Annotated in this window: 16 protein-coding genes and 1 pseudogene; 14 read left to right on the top strand and 3 right to left on the bottom strand. The window is 61.4% G+C overall.

The window, feature by feature from the left end; all coding sequences use genetic code 11:
* Positions 1–33 precede the first annotated feature (33 nt).
* Positions 34–2,481: an acyl-CoA dehydrogenase gene (locus tag CS390_RS17580; RefSeq protein ID WP_099775466.1), complete on the bottom strand. Its 2,448-nt coding sequence runs from the start codon at positions 2,479–2,481 to the stop codon at positions 34–36.
* 188 nt (positions 2,482–2,669) lie between these two features.
* Here CS390_RS17580 and CS390_RS17575 point away from each other — a divergent pair, with 188 nt between their 5' ends.
* From CS390_RS17575 to CS390_RS17565, 3 genes are all read left to right on the top strand, one after another.
* Entirely contained in the window at positions 2,670–3,293 is a 624-nt protein-coding gene (locus CS390_RS17575; RefSeq protein WP_099775465.1) for a glutathione S-transferase family protein, read from the top strand.
* A 123-nt stretch (positions 3,294–3,416) separates the two neighbouring features.
* Positions 3,417–4,349, top strand: a complete 933-nt coding sequence (locus tag CS390_RS17570) for an ABC transporter ATP-binding protein (RefSeq protein ID WP_065761470.1) — start codon at positions 3,417–3,419, stop codon at positions 4,347–4,349.
* Entirely contained in the window at positions 4,346–5,125 is a 780-nt protein-coding gene (locus tag CS390_RS17565; protein WP_099775464.1) for an ABC transporter permease, read from the top strand. Before CS390_RS17570 ends, CS390_RS17565 begins: the two co-directional genes overlap by 4 nt.
* Here CS390_RS17565 and CS390_RS17560 read toward each other — a convergent pair.
* Positions 5,093–5,632, bottom strand: coding sequence for a DUF2062 domain-containing protein (locus CS390_RS17560; RefSeq protein ID WP_099775463.1), 540 nt, complete (start codon positions 5,630–5,632; stop codon positions 5,093–5,095). The genes CS390_RS17565 and CS390_RS17560 overlap by 33 nt on opposite strands.
* 141 nt (positions 5,633–5,773) lie before the next feature.
* On the opposite strand from CS390_RS17560, the pseudogene CS390_RS17555 reads away from it, so the two are divergent.
* From CS390_RS17555 to murB, 8 genes and pseudogenes are all read left to right on the top strand, one after another.
* A pseudogene (locus CS390_RS17555) lies at positions 5,774–7,973 on the top strand (DNA internalization-related competence protein ComEC/Rec2).
* A gap of 71 nt (positions 7,974–8,044) precedes the next feature.
* Positions 8,045–8,680: a MotA/TolQ/ExbB proton channel family protein gene (locus CS390_RS17550; protein ID WP_177442416.1), complete on the top strand. Its 636-nt coding sequence runs from the start codon at positions 8,045–8,047 to the stop codon at positions 8,678–8,680.
* Complete coding sequence (locus CS390_RS17545) at positions 8,677–9,108, top strand: biopolymer transporter ExbD (protein ID WP_065761466.1); 432 nt, start codon at positions 8,677–8,679, stop codon at positions 9,106–9,108. The genes CS390_RS17550 and CS390_RS17545 overlap by 4 nt, the downstream gene beginning before the upstream one ends.
* Positions 9,108–10,118: a tetraacyldisaccharide 4'-kinase gene (gene lpxK, locus CS390_RS17540; protein ID WP_099775462.1), complete on the top strand. Its 1,011-nt coding sequence runs from the start codon at positions 9,108–9,110 to the stop codon at positions 10,116–10,118. Before CS390_RS17545 ends, lpxK begins: the two co-directional genes overlap by 1 nt.
* Before the next feature lie 38 nt (positions 10,119–10,156).
* Positions 10,157–10,342: a Trm112 family protein gene (locus tag CS390_RS17535; RefSeq protein WP_065761464.1), complete on the top strand. Its 186-nt coding sequence runs from the start codon at positions 10,157–10,159 to the stop codon at positions 10,340–10,342.
* A complete protein-coding gene (gene kdsB / locus CS390_RS17530; protein ID WP_099775461.1) occupies positions 10,339–11,103 on the top strand; it encodes a 3-deoxy-manno-octulosonate cytidylyltransferase in 765 nt (254 codons plus the stop codon). The genes CS390_RS17535 and kdsB overlap by 4 nt, the downstream gene beginning before the upstream one ends.
* A complete protein-coding gene (locus tag CS390_RS17525; RefSeq protein WP_099775460.1) occupies positions 11,103–11,567 on the top strand; it encodes a low molecular weight protein-tyrosine-phosphatase in 465 nt (154 codons plus the stop codon). The genes kdsB and CS390_RS17525 overlap by 1 nt, the downstream gene beginning before the upstream one ends.
* Positions 11,564–12,583 carry a UDP-N-acetylmuramate dehydrogenase gene (gene murB / locus CS390_RS17520; RefSeq protein WP_099775459.1) on the top strand — a complete coding sequence of 340 codons (1,020 nt, stop codon included), beginning with the start codon at positions 11,564–11,566 and terminating at the stop codon, positions 12,581–12,583. The genes CS390_RS17525 and murB overlap by 4 nt, the downstream gene beginning before the upstream one ends.
* A gap of 109 nt (positions 12,584–12,692) precedes the next feature.
* Here murB and rne read toward each other — a convergent pair whose 3' ends face one another.
* A complete protein-coding gene (gene rne, locus CS390_RS17515) occupies positions 12,693–15,833 on the bottom strand; it encodes a ribonuclease E (RefSeq protein ID WP_099775458.1) in 3,141 nt (1,046 codons plus the stop codon).
* Between the two features lie 746 nt (positions 15,834–16,579).
* On the opposite strand from rne, the gene rluC reads away from it, so the two are divergent.
* From rluC to CS390_RS17500, 3 genes are read left to right on the top strand one after another with little or no spacing between them, the layout of a single operon-like run.
* Positions 16,580–17,536, top strand: coding sequence for a 23S rRNA pseudouridine(955/2504/2580) synthase RluC (gene rluC / locus CS390_RS17510; RefSeq protein WP_065761306.1), 957 nt, complete (start codon positions 16,580–16,582; stop codon positions 17,534–17,536).
* Positions 17,526–18,215 (top strand): HAD-IA family hydrolase, encoded by a 690-nt coding sequence (locus CS390_RS17505; RefSeq protein WP_099775457.1) that lies wholly within the window; start codon positions 17,526–17,528, stop codon positions 18,213–18,215. The genes rluC and CS390_RS17505 overlap by 11 nt, the downstream gene beginning before the upstream one ends.
* A gap of 6 nt (positions 18,216–18,221) precedes the next feature.
* Positions 18,222–19,205 (top strand): S49 family peptidase, encoded by a 984-nt coding sequence (locus CS390_RS17500; RefSeq protein ID WP_099775456.1) that lies wholly within the window; start codon positions 18,222–18,224, stop codon positions 19,203–19,205.
* The last annotated feature ends 12 nt before the right edge of the window (positions 19,206–19,217 follow it).

Below are 19,217 nucleotides of genomic sequence, written 5' to 3'. Positions count from 1 at the left end.
CCCCCGGCGCCCGATGTCCCGGTTCGATTGCCTTTAGCGCACCTTGCCGGCGACCGGTAGCAGTGCATCCTTGTCGAAGGCGTCCACGTCAATGACCCGGCGTCGCGCCCGTTCTGCAGCGTGCAGGGTGAGTGCTTCGCTGGCCTGAAGAACACCAGCCTGCAAGGCTGCGTCAATGGGGGACTGCCCGGGCGCGGGCACTACCTGACCGCTTTTCAGGGCCTGGTGCAGGGTGTGCTGCAATGGTTCACTGGCGACGAGTTGTTGGCTGGCATGGTGCAAGGCGCCAACCGGGTCTTCGGCGTTCTCTGGCCGGTAGCAGCCGGACAGCAGCGCCTCCAGTGCCGGGTCGCCTTGCGCTCGACCGATCAGCGCCGCGACTTCAGCGTCCAGTTCATCGCTTGGGCCGGTATGGCGGCGCCCAAACGGAAACACCAGCAGCCGCAGCGCGCAGCCGAGAAAGCGATTGGGGAAGTTGTCGAGCAAGCGGTCCAGGGCTTTTTCAGATTGGCCGAGGTTTTCTTCCATGGCCCAGCGCAGCAACGGTTGCAAGTGATCGGGTGACGCCTGGTCGTAATAGTGCTTCAGTGCTGCCGAGCTCAGGTACAGGTGGCTGAGCACATCACCCAGGCGAGCCGAAAGTCGTTCGCGCCGTTTCAAGCTGCCTCCCAGCAGCATCATGCACAGGTCTGCCAGCAAGGCAAAGGCGGCAGCCTGGCGATTCAGGGCGCGGAAATAGCCTTGGCTGAGGGCGTCGCCCGGCGCTTTCTCGAAATGCCCCAGGCCAAGGCCGAGTATCAGGGTGCTGGCGGCATTGCCCATGGCAAAACTGATGTGGCGCAGCACAAGGGCGTCGAACTCCTTGAGTGCCTGATCGTGGTCCTCGCGCCCGGCCAAGGCCATTTCCTTGAGTACAAAGGGGTGGCAGCGGATGGCCCCCTGACCAAAGATCATCAGGTTGCGCGAAAGGATATTGGCGCCTTCGACGGTGATGAAGATTGGCGCACCTTGCCAATTGCGCCCCAGGTAATTGTTCGGCCCCATGATGATGCCCTTGCCGCCATGAACGTCCATGGCGTGCTGGATGCATTCGCGGCCGCGCTCGGTCAGGTGGTACTTGAGAATGGCAGAGAGGACCGACGGTTTTTCCCCGAGATCGACCGCCTTGGCCGTCAGTATGCGAGCGCTGTCCATCAACCAGGCGTTGCCGGCGATGCGCGCAAGGGATTCCTGGATGCCTTCGAAGGCGGCCAGCGGCACGTTGAACTGCTCACGAATTCGCGCGTATTGGCCGGTCACCAGGCTGGTGTACTTGGCAGCGCCTGTACCCACAGCTGGCAGTGAGATGGAGCGGCCCACCGAGAGGCAGTTCATCAGCATCATCCAGCCTTTGCCCAACATGGCTTGGCCGCCGATGAGGTAATCCAGCGATATGAACACATCCTTGCCGCTGTTGGGGCCGTTCATGAAGGCGGCACCGAGTGGTAGATGACGTTTGCCGATCTCGACACCGGGCGTGTCGGTAGGAATCAGCGCCAGGCTGATGCCGAGATCGTCTATGTCGCCCAGCAGGTGTTCAGGGTCGTAGGCTTTGAAGGCCAGGCCCAGCAGGGTGGCTACCGGGCCAAGGGTGATGTAGCGCTTTTCCCAGTTTAGGCGCAGGCCGAGTACTTCCTGGCCTTGCCATTGGCCCTTGCAGACGATGCCGGTGTCGGGCATCGACCCGGCATCGGAGCCGGCCAGTGGCCCTGTCAGGGCAAAGCAGGGGATTTCATCGCCGCGTGCCAGGCGAGGCAGGTAATGGTTGCGTTGTGCTTCGGTGCCATAGTGCAGCAGCAGCTCGGCAGGGCCCAGCGAGTTGGGAACCATCACGGTGGAGGCCAGATCGCCGCTGCGGGTCGCCAGTTTCATGGCGACCTGTGAGTGGGCATAGGCCGAGAACCCCTTGCCGCCATATGCTTTGGGAATGATCAGGGCAAAGAAGCCCTGTTCCTTGATAAAGGCCCAGGCCTCAGGGGGCAGGTCGAGATCCTGGCTGATCTGCCAGTCGCTGACCATGGCGCAGAGCTGTTCGGTCGGGCCGTCGATGAAGGCCTGTTCCTCTTCGCTCAATTGTGCTTTTGGGTACGCCAGCAGGGTGTTCCAGTTCGGGCGACCGCTGAACAGCTCGCCATCCCACCACACCGTACCGGCATCGATTGCGTCGCGCTCGGTTTGTGACAGGGGGGGGAGCGTGCGCTGGAACCAGGCAAACAAGGGGGCGCTGAACCATTTACGGCGCAATTCTGGCAGCACAAAAATGCATGACTTGATGATCAGCATCAACCAGAGCAGGGTCATCAACCACGTGGGGGCGCTGCTGAACAGGCCCATTGCCAGCAAGTAGGCAGCAACGATGCCCAGAATCGGCAGTACAGCGATGCGGCGATGCATCAAGTAGGCTGAACCGACTACGAGAACTACGAACCACAACAGCAACATAGGTCTTCCTCCGTGAAACGTCAGGGCAACGGGTCGTCCCTGACAGCGTAGACGGCATCGCCCAAACGGCCGCCTCAGATCACTGACCGTGGCGCTGGGCAGGTGTTCAGTAGTGAGTGTGTCGAACGATTACCTGAGCAAACGACTGGGTTAGACTGAGGGCACCACAAATGGCTTAAGGATTTGTCATGCTCAAGATTTGGGGCCGAAAGAACTCGACCAATGTCAGGAAGGTACTGTGGTGTGCAGAGGAGCTGGGCCTGGACTACCAGTCGATTGACGCTGGCGGTGCTTTCGGGGTGGTGCAAGAGCCGGAATACCTGGCGAAGAATCCGAATGGGCTGGTGCCACTGATCGAAGAGGACGGCCTGGTGCTGTGGGAGTCCAACACCATCGTGCGCTATCTGGCGGCACGTCATGCGCCGGATTCGAGCTGGTACCCGAGTGATGTTCGGCAGCGGGCCGAGGCGGAAAAATGGATGGACTGGGTAACCTCCTCCTTGGCTACGCCGTTTCGCCCATTGTTTTGGGGCATGCTGCGGACACCGGCAGAACAGCGTGATTGGGTCGCCATCAACGCAGCGCACAAGACCTGCGCCCAGGTCTTGTCAATTGCCGATCAGGCGCTGGCGCGGCAACCTTACCTCAGCGGTGATGCACTCGGCGTTGGCGATGTGCCGCTGGGCTGTTTCGCCTATGCCTGGTTCGAGATGCCCATTGAGCGTCCGGAGATGCGTCACCTGCGTGCCTGGTATGAACGGCTGAAGGAGCGCCCGGCCTATCAGGTTGCCGTGATGACGGCGCTGACCTGATTGCAGCGCTTATTCTGATAGTTATTATCGATACACGTGACTGTACTTGTGTGGCCGCGCCCCTCACCATGGCCACTCAGCCTGTTGTTCTTAAACCCTTCCACACTGGTGCATAGACCCGTTATGAGTTCTGCTCTGTCCATAAGGCAGCTAACCAAGACCTACGGCAACGGCTTCCAGGCCCTCAAGGGCATTGACCTGGATGTCGCCGAAGGTGACTTTTTTGCCTTGCTCGGCCCCAACGGCGCCGGCAAATCCACCACCATCGGCATCCTCTCCACGCTGGTGAACAAGACCAGCGGTACCGTGAAGGTCTTTGGCCATGACCTGGACCGCGAACCTGCCGCGCTCAAGCGCTGCCTCGGCGTGGTGCCCCAGGAGTTCAACTTCAACCAGTTCGAGAAGACGTTCGACATCGTCGTGACCCAGGCGGGTTACTACGGCATTCCGTCGAAGGTGGCCAAGGCGCGTGCCGAACAGTATTTGACCCAACTGGGGCTGTGGGACAAGCGCAATGTGCCATCGCGTTCGTTGTCCGGTGGCATGAAGCGCCGCCTGATGATTGCCCGGGCGCTGGTTCATGAGCCGCGCTTGCTGATCCTCGATGAGCCAACCGCTGGTGTGGACATCGAGTTGCGGCGTTCGATGTGGAGTTTCCTGACTGAGCTGAACGAGCAGGGCATCACCATCATCCTGACGACGCATTACCTCGAAGAGGCTGAGCAACTGTGCCGCAACATCGGCATCATTGATCACGGCACCATTGTCGAAAACACCAGTATGCGCAAACTGCTCGGTTCGTTGCATGTGGAGACCTTCCTGCTCGACCTGAAGCAGGAGTTGCCCCAGGCCCCGCAGTTGGCCGGCTACCCGTGCCGACTGATCAGCCCGCACACCCTGGAAGTCCAGGTGGACAAGGCCATGGGCATCACCGCGCTGTTCGGCCAATTGGCCCTGCAGAACATCGAGGTGCAAAGCCTGCGTAACAAAACCAACCGTCTTGAGGAGCTGTTTGTGTCCCTGGTGGAGAAGAATCTGGCGAAGGTGGCGGTATGAGTTCGGAGCTGCGCGGCAATCTGGTCGCCCTCAACACTATCGTCTACCGCGAAGTGCGCCGTTTTACCCGGATCTGGCCGCAGACCCTGCTGCCGCCGGCGATCACCATGGTCTTGTATTTCGTGATCTTCGGTAACCTGATCGGTCGGCAGATCGGTGATATGGGTGGCTTCACCTATATGGAATACATCGTGCCGGGCCTGATCATGATGTCGGTGATCACCAACTCTTATGGCAACGTGGTTTCCAGTTTCTTTGGCAGCAAGTTCCAGCGCTCCATCGAGGAACTGATGGTCTCGCCAGTGTCGCCACACACCATCCTTATTGGCTACACCCTGGGTGGCGTGTTGCGCGGGTTGGCGGTAGGGGTCATCGTGACCCTGTTGTCACTGTTCTTTACCCAACTGCAGGTGCACCATCTGGGCGTAACGGTGTTGGTGGTGTTGCTGACGGCAACGATCTTCTCGCTGTTGGGCTTCATCAACGCAGTGTTTGCACGTAATTTCGACGATATCTCGATTATCCCGACATTCGTGCTGACCCCGTTGACCTACCTGGGGGGCGTTTTCTACTCGATCAACCTGCTGCCGCCGTTCTGGCAAACGGTATCGTTGGCTAACCCCGTGCTGCACATGGTCAACTCGTTCCGCTACGGCATCCTGGGCGTGTCCGATATTCGCATTGGCGTGGCCATCAGCTTCATGCTGGTCGCGACCGCCGTGCTGTACGTCGGCTGCGTGCGGCTACTGGTCAGTGGTCGAGGAATGCGCAGCTGATTTTTCCTTGCGCTGGCGCCACTGCCTGCCCACCCACCAGCGCCAATAGAGCATGGTCAGGCAGTAGGCCAGCCCACCCAGCAGCAGGCCGCAGACCACTGAGCCCAGCAGGAAGGGTTGCCACAGTGTCGAGAGCTGATCGGTGATCCATTCCCAGGTCAGCTCGTCGGGCAGGGTGCGGGGAGGTATCTGCATCAGCCAGGCGCCCATCTGATAGGTGCAGAAGAACACCGGCGGCATGGTAATCGGGTTGGTCAGCCAGACCAGGCTGACGGAAATCGGCATGTTGCCCCGCGCCAGTATCGCCAGGCTGGCGGCCAGTAACATTTGCATCGGGATCGGTATGAATGCGGCGAACAGGCCGACGGCCATGGCGCGTGCCACTGAATGGCGATTCAGGTGCCAGAGGTTGGGGTCGTGCAGCAGTCGCCCGAGAAAGCGTAAGGATTTGTGTTCCCGAATGCTGGTCGGATCGGGCATGTAGCGTTTGAAAAGTCGACGCGGCATGTGGGTTCTCGGCGTTCTTGATCCGCCAGTATGCACGGATTCTAAAAGCCTCCAATTCAGACTTTGTGACAATTAATAAGCAAGCATATGCCGTCGCTGATCTAAGCCTCTGGAGTGATTCTTTTTCAGGAGCTTCAGATCATGCGCACAGGGATGATTGCGCTTGCACTCGGGCTGTTATGCCTGCGTTGGCTTCCTGCACTGCCTTCGGTCGGGGTGTGGGTTGCGCTGATACTGCTTGGGCTGTGCTGTCTGCCGTCGCGGGCCTATCCCTTGGGGTGTTTCCTGCTGGGTTTTTGCTGGGCCTGTGTATCGGCGCAAGGCGCGCTGGATGATCGCCTGTCGCCAGAGCTGGACGGCCGCACGCTGTGGGTGGAGGGGCGAGTGGTTGGCTTGCCTGAACACACGGCGCAGTCGGTGCGCTTTGAACTTGCAGAGGTCACCTCACGCCGCGCCCAGCTGCCTCAGCGCTTGCGTCTGAGCTGGTATGGCGGGCCGCCTGTTAACAGCGGAGAGCGCTGGCGCCTTGCCGTCAGCCTCAAGCGTCCGGCGGGCCTGCTCAACCCTCATGCGGCCGATCAGGAAATGACCCTGCTGGCCCGTCGTATCGGCGCGACCGGCAGTGTCAAGGACGGTGAGCGCTTGGCGCCCGCGAGCATGGCCTGGCGCGACGCGATTCGACAACGGCTGATGGCGGTCGATGCCCAAGGGCGCGAAGGGGTACTGGCTGCCCTGGTGTTAGGCGATGGCAGTGGCCTGGCAGGCGCTGCAGGCAACCGGCACGGTACACCTGTTGGTGATCTCAGGGCAGCACATTGGGTTGCTGGCCGGGTTGGTCTATGCCGTGGTGGCGGGGCTGGCACGTTTCGGGCTCTGGCCGCGTGCGCTGCCCTGGTTGCCCGCGGCCTGCTTGCTGGCACTTGCCGCTGCACTGGGGTACGGCCTGCTCGCCGGGTTTCAGGTGCCAGTGCGTCGAGCCTGCATCATGTTGGCGGTGGTGTTGCTCTGGCGTCTGCGTTTTCGTCATCTGGGGGTAACGCTGCCGTGGCTGCTGGCGCTCAATGCGGTATTGCTGATTGAACCGCTGGCCAGCCTGCAGCCGGGGTTCTGGTTGTCCTTTGGTGCTGTCGCGATCTTGATCTTCACCTTTAGCGGGCGGCTGGGCACCTGGCGTGTCTGGCAGGCATGGACCCGGGCGCAATGGATGATCGCCTTGGGGTTGCTGCCATTCTTGCTGGTGCTTGGGTTGCCCGTGAGCCTCAGTGCGCCGCTGGTCAATCTGCTGGCGGTGCCCTGGATCAGTGTGCTGGTGTTGCCCGTCGCCCTGGCAGGGACGTTACTGCTGGGTGTGCCGGTTCTCGGTACAAGCCTGCTGTGGCTGGCAGGTGGTTTGCTCGATGTGCTGTTTCGTGTGCTCGGGCAGGTCGCCGACTGGCAGCCGGCCTGGGTGCCGGCTGCCTTGCCGTTATGGGCATGGCTGCTGGTTTGCCTTGGGGTGTTCCTGGTGTTGTTGCCCAAAGGGCTGCCGATGCGGGTATTGGGTTGGCCTGCCGTGCTGCTGGCGGCGTTTGCCCCGCGTGATGAGGTGCCAGAGGGGCAGTTGGACGTCTGGCAACTGGATGTAGGGCAGGGGCAGGCCTTCATTCTGCGTACCCGTCACCACACCCTGTTGTATGACGCGGGGCCGGCCATGGGGGAGGTCGATCTGGGGGAGCGCATCGTACTGCCTACGCTCCTTAAGCTGGGGGTGAGTACGCTCGACCTGATGTTGCTCAGTCATGCCGATGCCGACCACGCCGGAGGCGCGCTGGCGGTGAAGCGTGGTTTACCGGTTGCGCGGGTGCTGGCCGGTGAGGTGCAGAGGTTGCCCCAGGCCTTGCAGGCGCAGCCCTGTGTTGCCGGTGAACACTGGGAGTGGGATGGCGTACGCTTTTCTGTATGGCAATGGCACGATGCCGCCGACAGCAATCAAGGCTCATGCGTGTTGTGGGTCGAGGCGTCGGGTGAGCGTTTGCTGCTCACCGGGGACATCGATGCGGACGGTGAGCGCGCCTGGCTCCAGGCCGCGACAGCGCCCCACGTCGACTGGCTGCAGGCGCCCCATCATGGTAGCCGCAGCGCTTCCAGCCTGGCTTTTCTTGAGGCGTTGGCACCCAAGGGGGTCTTCATTTCGCGCGGGCGTTACAACGCCTTCGGCCATCCTCATCCCGAGGTGATGGCGCGTTTTGCGATGTTGGGTATCACGCCCTACGACAGCGCAGTGGAAGGTGCGCTGTCGCTGCGCTTGGGACGTTTTGACGAGCCTGAAGGGATACGCAGCCAGCGGCGCTTCTGGCGTTAGCCGACATGACGACCTGCGGGCGGTGGGAGCCCTATGGTAAAGTGGCGGACTTTTTCGAGGGGGTCGTTACTGTGTGGGAATTGGTCAAGTCTGGCGGTTGGATGATGCTGCCGATCATTCTGAGTTCCATCGCCGCCATGGCGATCGTCGCCGAGCGCCTGTGGACCCTGCGCGCCAGCCGCGTCACCCCGCCACACCTGCTGGGTCAGGTCTGGCGCTGGATTCAGGACAAGCAACTCAATAGCGAAAAGCTCAAGGCCTTGCGCGCCGATTCACCACTGGGCGAGATCCTCGCCGCGGGCCTTGCGAACTCGCGGCACGGTCGCGAAATCATGAAAGAGTGCATTGAGGAAGCCGCTGCCCGGGTCATTCACGAGCTGGAGCGCTACATCAATGCACTGGGCACCATTGCGGCCATGGCACCACTGCTCGGCTTGCTGGGAACGGTGTTGGGCATGATCGATATCTTCAGCTCGTTCATGGGCACGGGCATGTCGGCCAACGCCTCGGTGCTGGCGGGCGGTATTTCCAAGGCGTTGATCACCACGGCGGCCGGCCTGATGGTGGGTATCCCTGCGGTCTTTTTCCACCGCTTCCTGCAGCGACGTATCGACGAACTGGTAGTGGGTATGGAGCAAGAAGCAATCAAGCTGGTCGAAGTGGTTCAGGGCGACCGTGATGTTGATCTGGCCGAGGGCAGGGCGTGAAATTCCGGCGCAAGCCACGGGAGACCGTGGACATCAACCTGGCCTCACTCATCGATGTGGTGTTCATCCTCCTGCTGTTCTTTGTGGTCACCACCACCTTCACGCGTGAAACCCAGTTGCGCGTCGAGTTGCCGGAGGCGGTCAGTGGTACGCCGGCCCCGGAGTCGGAGCTCAAGCAGCTGGAAATCACCATCAGTGCTGAGGGCGTGTACTCGCTGAACAATAACCTGCTGCCCAAGAGTGATCTGGCGACGCTGATCGATGCCTTGCAAAAAGAGTCGGGTGGGGACACCCGCCTGCCGTTGTCGATCAGCGCTGATGGCAAGACGCCGCATCAGGCGGTGGTCACCGCGATGGATGCGGCGGGCAAGCTGGGCTTCAGCCAGTTGCGCATGACCACGGTCGAGGCGGCGCCGGGGAATCCTTGATGGCCTTTGCCGATCGATTGCTCAAGGCCTGGTATGCCGGGCATCCGGCCCTTGCCTTGTTGCGGCCGCTGGAAGCCCTCTACCGGCGCGTGGTGTTGCGCAAGCGCCAGCGTTTTCTGGCCGGTGAGAGCAGCAGTTACCGTGCCCCGGTACCGGTGGTGGTAGTGGGTAATATCACCGTCGGCGGTACCGGCAAGACCCCCCTGATTCTTTGGCTGATCGAACACTGCCGCCGCCAGGGGCTGCGTGTCGGTGTGGTGAGCCGCGGCTATGGCGCCACACCGCCGCAGCTCCCCTGGCGCGTGCGTGCCGACCAGTCTGCTGCTCAGGCGGGCGATGAGCCGTTGTTGATCGTCCAGCGTAGCGGTGTGCCGCTGATGATCGATCCCGACCGGTCGCGCGCGGTCCAGGCGTTGTTGGCTGCCGAGCCGCTGGACCTCATCCTCAGTGATGACGGTTTGCAGCATTATCGGCTGGCCCGCGATCTGGAACTGGTGCTGATCGATGCGGCACGCGGCCTGGGCAATCGTCGCTGCCTGCCGGCGGGCCCACTGCGTGAGCCGGTCGAGCGCCTGCATGAGGTCGATGCGGTACTGTTCAATGGTGCTGCGGCCGACAGTGACGAAGGCTATGCCTTTGGGCTTGAGCCGACCGCGCTGGTCAATGTTCGCAGTGGCGAGCGTCGTGGCGTCGAGCATTTTCCGCCTGGCCAGGCCGTGCATGCGGTGGCCGGGATCGGCAATCCGCAGCGTTTCTTCAATACCTTGCAAGGGCTAAACTGGCGACCAGAGCCACATCCCTTTGCCGATCATGCGGTCTATAGCGCCGAGGCCTTGAACTTTACGCCGTCCTTGCCGCTGGTGATGACCGAAAAGGATGCGGTGAAATGCCGTGCCTTCGCCGCTGCCGACTGGTGGTACCTTGCTGTAGATGCGGTGCCTTCGCCGTCCTTCGCCCGCTGGTTCGACGGCCAACTGGCGCGTTTGCTGCCCGGGCATCGGCAACCCTGAACCTTTTCTTTTTCCGGCCACAGGCCTGAGGAATTTCCATGGACACCAAATTGCTCGATATCCTTGCTTGCCCGATCACCAAGGGCCCGCTCAAGCTCAGCGCTGACAAGACCGAGCTGATCAGCAAGGGCGCCGGTCTTGCCTACCCGATTCGCGACGGTATCCCGGTCATGCTGGAGAGCGAAGCGCGCACCCTGACCGACGAAGAGCGCCTGGAAAAATGAGTCAAGCGTTCACGGTTGTGATTCCGGCCCGTTTGCGTTCCACCCGGCTGCCGGGCAAACCGCTGCTGCTGATTGCCGGCAAGCCGATGATCCAGCATGTCTGGGAGCAGGCGCGCAAGAGCAGCGCGGCACGGGTGGTCGTGGCCACCGATGATGCCGAGATCTTCAAGGCCTGTGAGGCCTTTGGCGCTGAAGTGCTGATGACCCGTGAGGATCATGACTCGGGTACCGACCGTCTGGCCGAAGTGGCGACCCAGTTGGGCCTGCCTGCCGACGCGATCGTGGTCAACGTGCAGGGCGACGAGCCCCTGATTCCGCCCGTGATCATCGATCAGGTGGCGGCTAACCTGGCCGCTCACCCGGAGGCCGGTATCGCTACCCTGGCCGAACCGATTACCGAGGTCGAGGCCTTGTTCAATCCGAATGCGGTCAAGGTGGTCAGTGATTGCAACGGTCTGGCCCTGACCTTCAGTCGTGCCCCGTTGCCATTTGCCCGTGATGCCTTTGCGCAGAGCCGCGATCAGCTTCCGCCGGGTGTTCCGTATCGCCGACACATTGGCATGTATGCCTACCGTGCCGGTTTCCTGCAGGACTTCGTCGGCTGGGGGCCGTGCTGGTTGGAGAAAACCGAGTCGCTTGAGCAGTTGCGGGCGCTCTGGAACGGTGTGCGTATCCATGTGGCCGATGCCCTGGAGGCCCCGCCGGTAGGGGTTGATACCCCTGAAGATCTCGAGCGCGTGCGGCGCTTGCTGGAGGCTTGATGCGGGTTCTTTTTGTCTGCCTGGGCAACATCTGCCGCTCGCCGACCGCTGAGGGTGTTTTGCGCCATCAGTTGAAGGAGGCGGGCCTGGCTGAGGTGATCGAGGTGGCATCGGCCGGAACCGGTGACTGGCATGTCGGCAACCCTCCAGACAGCCGTACCCGGCGTGCGGCTCAGTTGCGTGGCTATGATCTGTCCCAGCAGCGTGCGCAGCAGGTCAGTGTCGCCGACTTCGAGCGTTACGACCTGATCCTGGCGATGGATAACAGTAATCTGGGGCACTTGCAGGCGATGCGCCCAGCGCAGGCCAAGGCAGAGCTGGACCTGTTTCTGCGGCGCTTCGAGGGTGCTGTCGATGACGTACCAGACCCTTACTACGGTGGCGAGCAGGGCTTTGAGCGGGTGCTCGACCTGATCGAGAGCGCCTGTCGGGGGCTGGTTGTCGAGTTGAAGGGGCGTTTATGAGCGTACAGGTGCTATCAGGTGTTTCGCTCAAGCCTTACAACACCTTTGGTATTGATGTGCGTGCAGCGCATTTTGCCGAAGCGCACACCGATGCGGAGGTGCGTGAGGTATTGGCCCATGCGGCTGCGCAGCAGTGGCCGGTGCTGGTGATTGGTGGCGGCAGCAACCTGTTGCTCACGGCCAATATCGACGCGTTGGTACTGCGCATGGCCAGCAAGGGGGTGCGGATTCTCGCCGATGACGGGCAGCGGGTCATCGTGGAGGCCGAGGCTGGTGAGCCTTGGCATGCGTTTGTCCAATGGACCCTGGCGCAGGGGCTGTCGGGGCTTGAAAACCTCAGCCTTATTCCGGGTACGGTCGGTGCTGCGCCGATGCAGAACATCGGTGCTTACGGCGTAGAGATCAAGGATGTATTTGTCGGGCTGACTGCGTTGGATCGTCAGACTGGTGAACTGCATGAGTTTGCCCTTGAAGACTGTGCATTTGCCTACCGTGACAGCCTGTTCAAGCGTAATCCCGGGCGTTGGTTGATCCTGCGTGTGCGCTTTGCGCTGAGCCGGGTCATGCACTTGCATCTGGACTATGGGCCAGTGCGTCAGCGCTTGAGCGAGCAGGGTATCGAACAGCCAACGGCGCAGAATGTCAGCGATGCGATTTGCAGCATTCGCCGGGAAAAACTGCCGGACCCTGCTGAATTGGGCAATGCGGGAAGTTTCTTCAAGAACCCAGTGGTGTCTGCTGCGTTGGCTGAGCATATTCGTCAGGCTCATCCAGGGCTTGTGGCATACCCTCAGGCAGATGGTCGGGTGAAGTTGGCGGCGGGCTGGTTGATCGAACTGGCCGGCTGGAAAGGCTATCGTGATGGCGATGCTGGTGTTCACCGACTTCAGGCATTGGTGCTGGTCAATTACGGCCAGGCCAGTGGCGCACAGCTTCATCGGCTGGCACAGAAGATCCAGGTCGATATCCTTGAGCGTTTTGGTGTCGAACTGGAGATGGAGCCTAATCTGTACTGAGTGTGGCGCAGCCGCCGTGTGCGGTGTCGCGGTGAGTCCGAGTTGAGTTTCAAGCCAATAAAAAAGCCCCGCCAGCGTTAGCTGGCGGGGCTTTTTTCAGCCGTTGGAATCAGGCGAGCGGTTTAGGCTCTTCTGCGGTTTCCAGGGCCTTTGGGCTTTGCTCGGTCACTTCTTCTGCCGTTACGACAGCTTCGGTGGACGGTTGCTCGGCTTGTGCTGGGGCTTCTACTGGTGCCTCGACGGCGGCAGCAGGTACCTCTGCGGCTTTAGCGGCTTTAGCGGCTGCCGCGGCTGCAGCAGCTTCAGCTTCGCGCTTGCGACGACGCACTTCGCGTGGGTCGTTTGGTGCGCGGCCACTGCTTGGTTGCGGCAGGGCAGGTGCTTCGGCGGCGACTACCGGCTCGGCAGCGGGTGCTTCAACCACAACCGGAGCAGGTGCTTCGACTGCAGGTTCGGCTTCCTTGGCAGTAGCGATCGGGGCCTCGACCACAACTTCAGCTGGGGCTGGGGTGACTTCCACCACCGGAGCCGCGCCGGGTTCAACGGCTTCGACAGGTGCCGCAGGCTGTTCGGCGGCAGGGGCAATGTCGACCACGGCAGCTTCAACTACTGCAGCTTCAACTACCGCAGGTGCGGCTTCTACCGGTGCTGCTTCGACTGCAGGTGCAGCCTCTGCGACGACCTCGGTAGCGGCTACAGGTGCTTCGACAGCAGCGGTAGCGTTTTCAGCTTGCTGGTTGGCCTGTGCTTCGGCTTCAGCGCTGATGGCTGCGCCTGCAGCAACGACAACGCCCGCTGCCTGTTCGGCACTCGACTCTTCAGCCGCTTCTTCGCTGCCTTCAACGACGTTGCCATTGGCGTCACGTTGACGTTCACGACGGTTGCTACGGCGACGCTGACCGCGAGAGCGGCGACGTGGGCGCTCGCCATCGGCGCCTTCGGCGTCTTCCTGCAGCAGCTCTTCGTTTGGCAGTTGCTCTTCGGTCGCTTCGGCAGCAACCTCGGCAGGACGTGGCTGACGCTCTTCACGTGGTGGGCGCGGTTGGCGCTCTTCGCGTGGTGCACGTTCTTCGCGTGGTGCACGCTCTTCACGTGGCGCGCGTTCTTCACGCGGTGCACGCTCTTCACGCGGAGCGCGTTCTTCGCGGGCTACGCGTTCTTCACGAGGGGCGCGCTCAGGACGCTCTTCGCGTACGGCCGGTGCGGCGGCAGCAGCCGGTGCAGTGGCATCCAGGGGCTCGCGCAGTTCACGAACGCGTTCGTCACGGCGACGCTCTTCACGCGGTGGGCGTGGTTGGCGCTCTTCGCGCGGCGGGCGTGGTGCGCGTTCTTCGCGGGCCGGGGTTTCTTCACGGGCTTCGCGCGGCTGACGCTCTTCGCGTGGGGCACGCTCGGCGCGTTCTTCACGTGGCTTGCGCTCTTCGTCGCGACGACCGTTGCGGCTGCGGCTCTGCTGACGACCGCTACGGCGCTCTTCGTTGCGCTGTGGGCGTTCGGCGGCCGGCTTCTCGGTGACAACCGGTGCGGCGGCAGGCGTTTCCTTGCTGGCGAACAGGCTCACCAGCGACTTGACCAGGCCTTTGAACAGGCTTGGCTCCGGCGCAACGTGCACAGGGGCGGCAGGCTGTTCTGGTGCGGCAGGTACCGGTGCATTGGCGCGGGCCGGTGCAGTCTTGACCGCAGCTTCCTGGCGAACCAGGGTGCGAGTCGCGGCAACTGGCTGGACTTCTTCGGTCTCGGTGGCGGCGATTTCGTAGCTGGACTGGCCGCTCAGCGCTTCTGGATTGTCATCGCGCAGGCGCTGCACTTCGAAGTGCGGGGTTTCAAGGTGATCATTTGGCAGGATCACGATGCGTGCACGGGTACGCAGTTCGATTTTGGTGATCGAGTTGCGTTTTTCGTTGAGCAGGAACGCTGCGACCGGAATCGGCACTTGGGCGCGGACTTCAGCAGTGCGGTCCTTCAGGGCTTCTTCTTCGATCAGGCGCAGGATGGCCAGCGACAGGGATTCGACGTCACGGATGATGCCGGTGCCGCTGCAGCGTGGGCAGACGATGCCGCTGCTCTCGCCCAGAGATGGGCGCAGGCGTTGGCGGGACATTTCCAGCAGGCCGAAACGCGAGATGCGGCCAACCTGAACGCGTGCGCGGTCGGCTTCCAGGCATTCACGTACCTTCTCTTCGACTGCGCGCTGGTTTTTCGCCGGCGTCATGTCGATGAAGTCGATGACGATCAGGCCACCAATGTCGCGCAGGCGCAGTTGGCGAGCGATTTCTTCGGCTGCTTCCAGGTTGGTCTGCAGCGCGGTCTCCTCGATGTCGCTACCTTTGGTGGCGCGCGCCGAGTTGATGTCGATGGAGACCAGGGCTTCGGTTGGATCGATGACGATCGAGCCGCCCGACGGCAGTTCGACCACGCGCTGGAAGGCGGTTTCGATCTGGCTTTCGATCTGGAAACGATTGAACAGCGGGACGCTGTCTTCGTAGAGCTTGATCTTGCTGGCGTACTGCGGCATCACCTGACGGATGAAGGTCAGGGCTTCTTCCTGGGCGTCGATGCTGTCGATCAGTACTTCGCCGATGTCCTGGCGCAGGTAGTCGCGGATGGCACGAATGATGACATTGCTTTCCTGGTAGATCAGGAAAGGAGCCGCGCGGTCCAGGGAGGCTTCCTTGATTGCAGTCCAGAGCTGCAGCAGGTAGTCCAGGTCCCATTGCATCTCTTCGCTGCTGCGGCCCAGGCCGGCAGTGCGAACGATCAGGCCCATGTCGGCAGGGGCGACCAGGCCATTGAGGGCTTCGCGCAGTTCGTTGCGCTCTTCGCCTTCGATGCGGCGCGAGATGCCACCGGCACGCGGGTTGTTCGGCATCAGTACCAGGTAGCGGCCAGCCAGGCTGATGAAGGTGGTCAGGGCGGCGCCCTTGTTGCCACGCTCTTCTTTCTCGACCTGGACGATGACTTCCTGGCCTTCGCTCAATACTTCCTTGATGTTGACGCGGCCTTCTGGGGCCTTCTTGAAGTATTCGCGGGAAATTTCTTTCAGTGGCAGGAAGCCATGGCGCTCAGAACCGAAGTCGACAAATGCGGCTTCGAGGCTGGGTTCGATCCGGGTAATCCGGCCTTTATAGATGTTGGCTTTCTTCTGCTCGCGAGCGCCGGACTCGATATCCAGGTCGTAGAGACGTTGGCCGTCCACCAGAGCAACACGCAACTCTTCGGGTTGAGTTGCGTTAATCAGCATTCTTTTCATGTAGTACCGTCGGTTTCCGGGCTGCCGGAAACGGCGTTCGGCACACACGACTTCTCACGGTCGGTGTCAGGGTGCGTCGGGGGTGGCGGGCCACTCCCGTGTCTAGCGAGATTCGGCCTGACTGGAATCCAGTGCTGCCGAAGTCGCGACGACGCGTCCTGCTAGCTGTGGTGTCAAATGCACTCAGTCAGGAGGAGGAATCAGCCTTCGGCCATGGACGCCACGGGGGCATCTTGATCAAGAACGGGTCTGGACGAGTGGGCCCGTAGAGGCCTGTCGACCGGACGCATTACTACACGGTCCGACGGTTGTGCATCTCCACCCTACACGTATCCCTGATAACTCGGGTGCTGCCGCGCGCTGAATCCGCAACGGGTTGCATTTATCGCCGGCTCCGTACGGGAGCCCGCGCATTTATGGCTAAGGCTTGTATTTCCGAAGCGTTCGCCATAACTGCGCGGAAGCGATTGCACTGACGGAGTGGCATCGAAAAAAACGTGAAGGGAGGGTAATGCACCGCTCTTTTTGTTTTTTATCGGTCTTCTCTCGTCTGCGCTGGTGGCTATTCCAGGCATTTTGTAAACTGGCAAACACCCCGTCGGACGGCCTCGCGTCCTCAAGAATTGCGTAGGTCAGGGCCGGCTCAAAGCCATTGGTCCGCTGGCCAGCCGCTTTTGGCGGCGTTCGCGACTATAGCAGCAATCATTAAGTGCTTCAAATCCATAAAAAATTGTTATGATGCGCAAATGACGACCAATACCCCCCCGACCCCCGGCGTTCAGCTGATTGAGGTCGCGCCGGAACTTGCCGGCCAACGTATCGACAATTTTCTTATCACTGCACTCAAGGGCGTTCCCAAGACCTTGATTTACCGCATTTTGCGCAAAGGCGAAGTGCGGGTTAACAAGGGGCGGATCAAGCCTGAGTACAAGCTGCAGGCGGGTGATGTGGTGCGCGTGCCGCCCGTTCGTCTGCCCGAGCGCGACGAGCCGGCGCCGGTTGCCCAGGGTTTGCTGCAGCGCCTGGAAGCGGCCATTGTCTACGAAGACAAGGCACTGATCGTGCTGAACAAGCCAGCCGGGATCGCCGTGCATGGTGGCAGTGGCCTGAGCTTCGGTGTCATTGAAGCCTTCCGTCAGTTGCGCCCCGATGCCAAGGAGCTGGAACTGGTCCACCGCCTCGATCGGGATACCTCTGGCCTGCTGATGATCGCCAAGAAGCGCAGCATGCTGCGCCACCTGCACGCGGCCTTGCGCGGTGACGGCGTAGACAAGCGCTACATGGCGCTGGTGCGCGGTCATTGGGCGACGGCCAAGAAGCAGGTCAGCGCGCCGTTGCTCAAGAGCAACCTGCGCTCCGGTGAGCGGATGGTCGAGGTGAACCCTGAAGGCAAGGAGGCGTTGACGCTGTTCCGTGTTCTGCGCCGTTTCGGTGAGTTCGCCACGATGGTCGAGGCGCGTCCGGTGACGGGGCGTACTCACCAGATCCGGGTGCATGCCTTGCATGCCGGGCATTGCATTGCCGGCGACAGCAAGTATGGCGATGAAGACTTCACTCGCGAGATCCGTGAGCTGGGTGGCAAGCGCTTGTTCCTGCATGCCTATGCCTTGAATGTGCCGATGCCTGATGGCGGCGTGCTCAAGCTTGAGGCGCCGGTGGATGACATGTGGTCCAAGACTGTGGAGCGTCTGAGTGCGTCGTGAGTACGACCTGCTGATCTTCGATTGGGACGGCACACTGGCCGACTCGATCGGGCGTATTGTCGAGGCGATGCACCTGGCGGCAGATCGTGGCGGCCACCCGCGCAGCGAAGTCGAGGCGGTCAAGGGTATTATTGGTCTGGCCTTGCCTGAGGCAATCAGCACGCTGTATCCGCAGCTTGATGCGTCGGCGGTGGCGGCGTTCCGGCAGCACTATGCTGACGTTTACATGGCGCTGGATGAGCAACCCTCGCCGTTGTACGACGGGGTTGTCGAGGCGCTTGAGGCGTTTCGCGCGGATGGCTATCGGCTGGCGGTTGCGACCGGAAAGGCGCGTCGCGGCCTTGATCGGGTGCTCCAGGCCAATGGCTGGGAGCATTTCTTCGATATCACCCGTGCCGCTGACGAGACCCGGGGCAAGCCCCATCCCTTGATGTTGGAAGAGATTCTCGCGCATTGTGGTGTCGCGCCTGCGCGTGCGCTGATGGTCGGGGATTCGGCGTTTGACCTGTTGATGGCGCGCAATGCAGGTGTGCATTCGGTTGCGGTCGGTCATGGTGCGATGTCGCTGGAGGTATTGAGCGCCTATGAGCCTCGGCTGTCCATCGATCATTTTTCTCAGTTGCAGGATTGGCTGGGCCTTGCTGGCGCGCCAGTCGGCTGTGACGGTATCCCAGGGTAGGTGAGCATGGCTGATGAATGGAAAGCGCCCAGCGCTGAAAAGAATGAAGAGCAGAAAAGCTGGCAGCTGCTTGAAAAAACGCTGTTGGCTGGCGTGCAGGAGCAGCGGCGCGCCAGGCGCTGGGGCATCTTTTTCAAGCTGTTGACCTTCGCTTATCTGTTTGGCGCCCTGATGCTGTTCACGCCGTTGATGGATGTCGAGAAGGCGGCGGCTCGTGGCTCCAGTCATACCGCGCTGATCGAAGTGCGTGGCATGATCGCTGATCAGGAGCCTGCCAGTGCCGACAACATAGTCGGTAGCTTGCGTGCGGCGTTTGAAGATCCCAAGACCAGGGGTGTGATCCTGCGCATTAACAGCCCGGGCGGCAGCCCGGTGCAGTCTGGGTACATTTATGACGAGATTCTTCGTCTGCGTGCGCAGTACCCGGCGATCAAGGTGTATGCCGTCATCAGTGACCTAGGGGCGTCTGGTGCCTATTACATCGCCAGTGCGGCTGATCAGATTTATGCCGACAAGGCCAGCCTGGTAGGGTCGATTGGTGTGACTGCTGCAGGTTATGGCTTTGTCGGAACCATGGAGAAGCTGGGTGTTGAGCGCCGTACCTACACGGCCGGCGAGCACAAGGCATTCCTGGATCCGTTCCAGCCGCAGAAGCCTGAAGAAACCAGGTTCTGGCAGGGTGTGCTGGAGACCACTCATCGGCAGTTCATTGCCAGCGTCAAGCAGGGGCGAGGTGAGCGACTCAAGGATAAAGAGCATCCAGAGTTGTTCAGCGGCCTGATCTGGTCGGGCGAGCAGGCGGTGAAGTTGGGGCTGGTGGATGGCCTTGGCAGTGCCAGTTATGTCGCGCGCGATGTGATCGGCGAGAAAAACCTGGTGGACTTTACGATTGAAGAGTCGCCGTTTGATCGCTTCTCCAAGCGCCTGGGGGCCAGTGTTGCCGAGCATTTGGCAATGTGGATGGGTTTTCAGGGGCCGACGCTGCGCTGATCGTGTCGCGGT

Origin of the sequence: Pseudomonas sp. HLS-6 (assembly GCF_002753995.1) — a bacterium.
GTDB classification, from domain to species: Bacteria; Pseudomonadota; Gammaproteobacteria; order Pseudomonadales; family Pseudomonadaceae; genus Aquipseudomonas; species Aquipseudomonas defluvii.
Note: the sequence above shows the minus strand (reverse complement) of the source record. Positions and strands in the feature narration are given on the sequence as shown.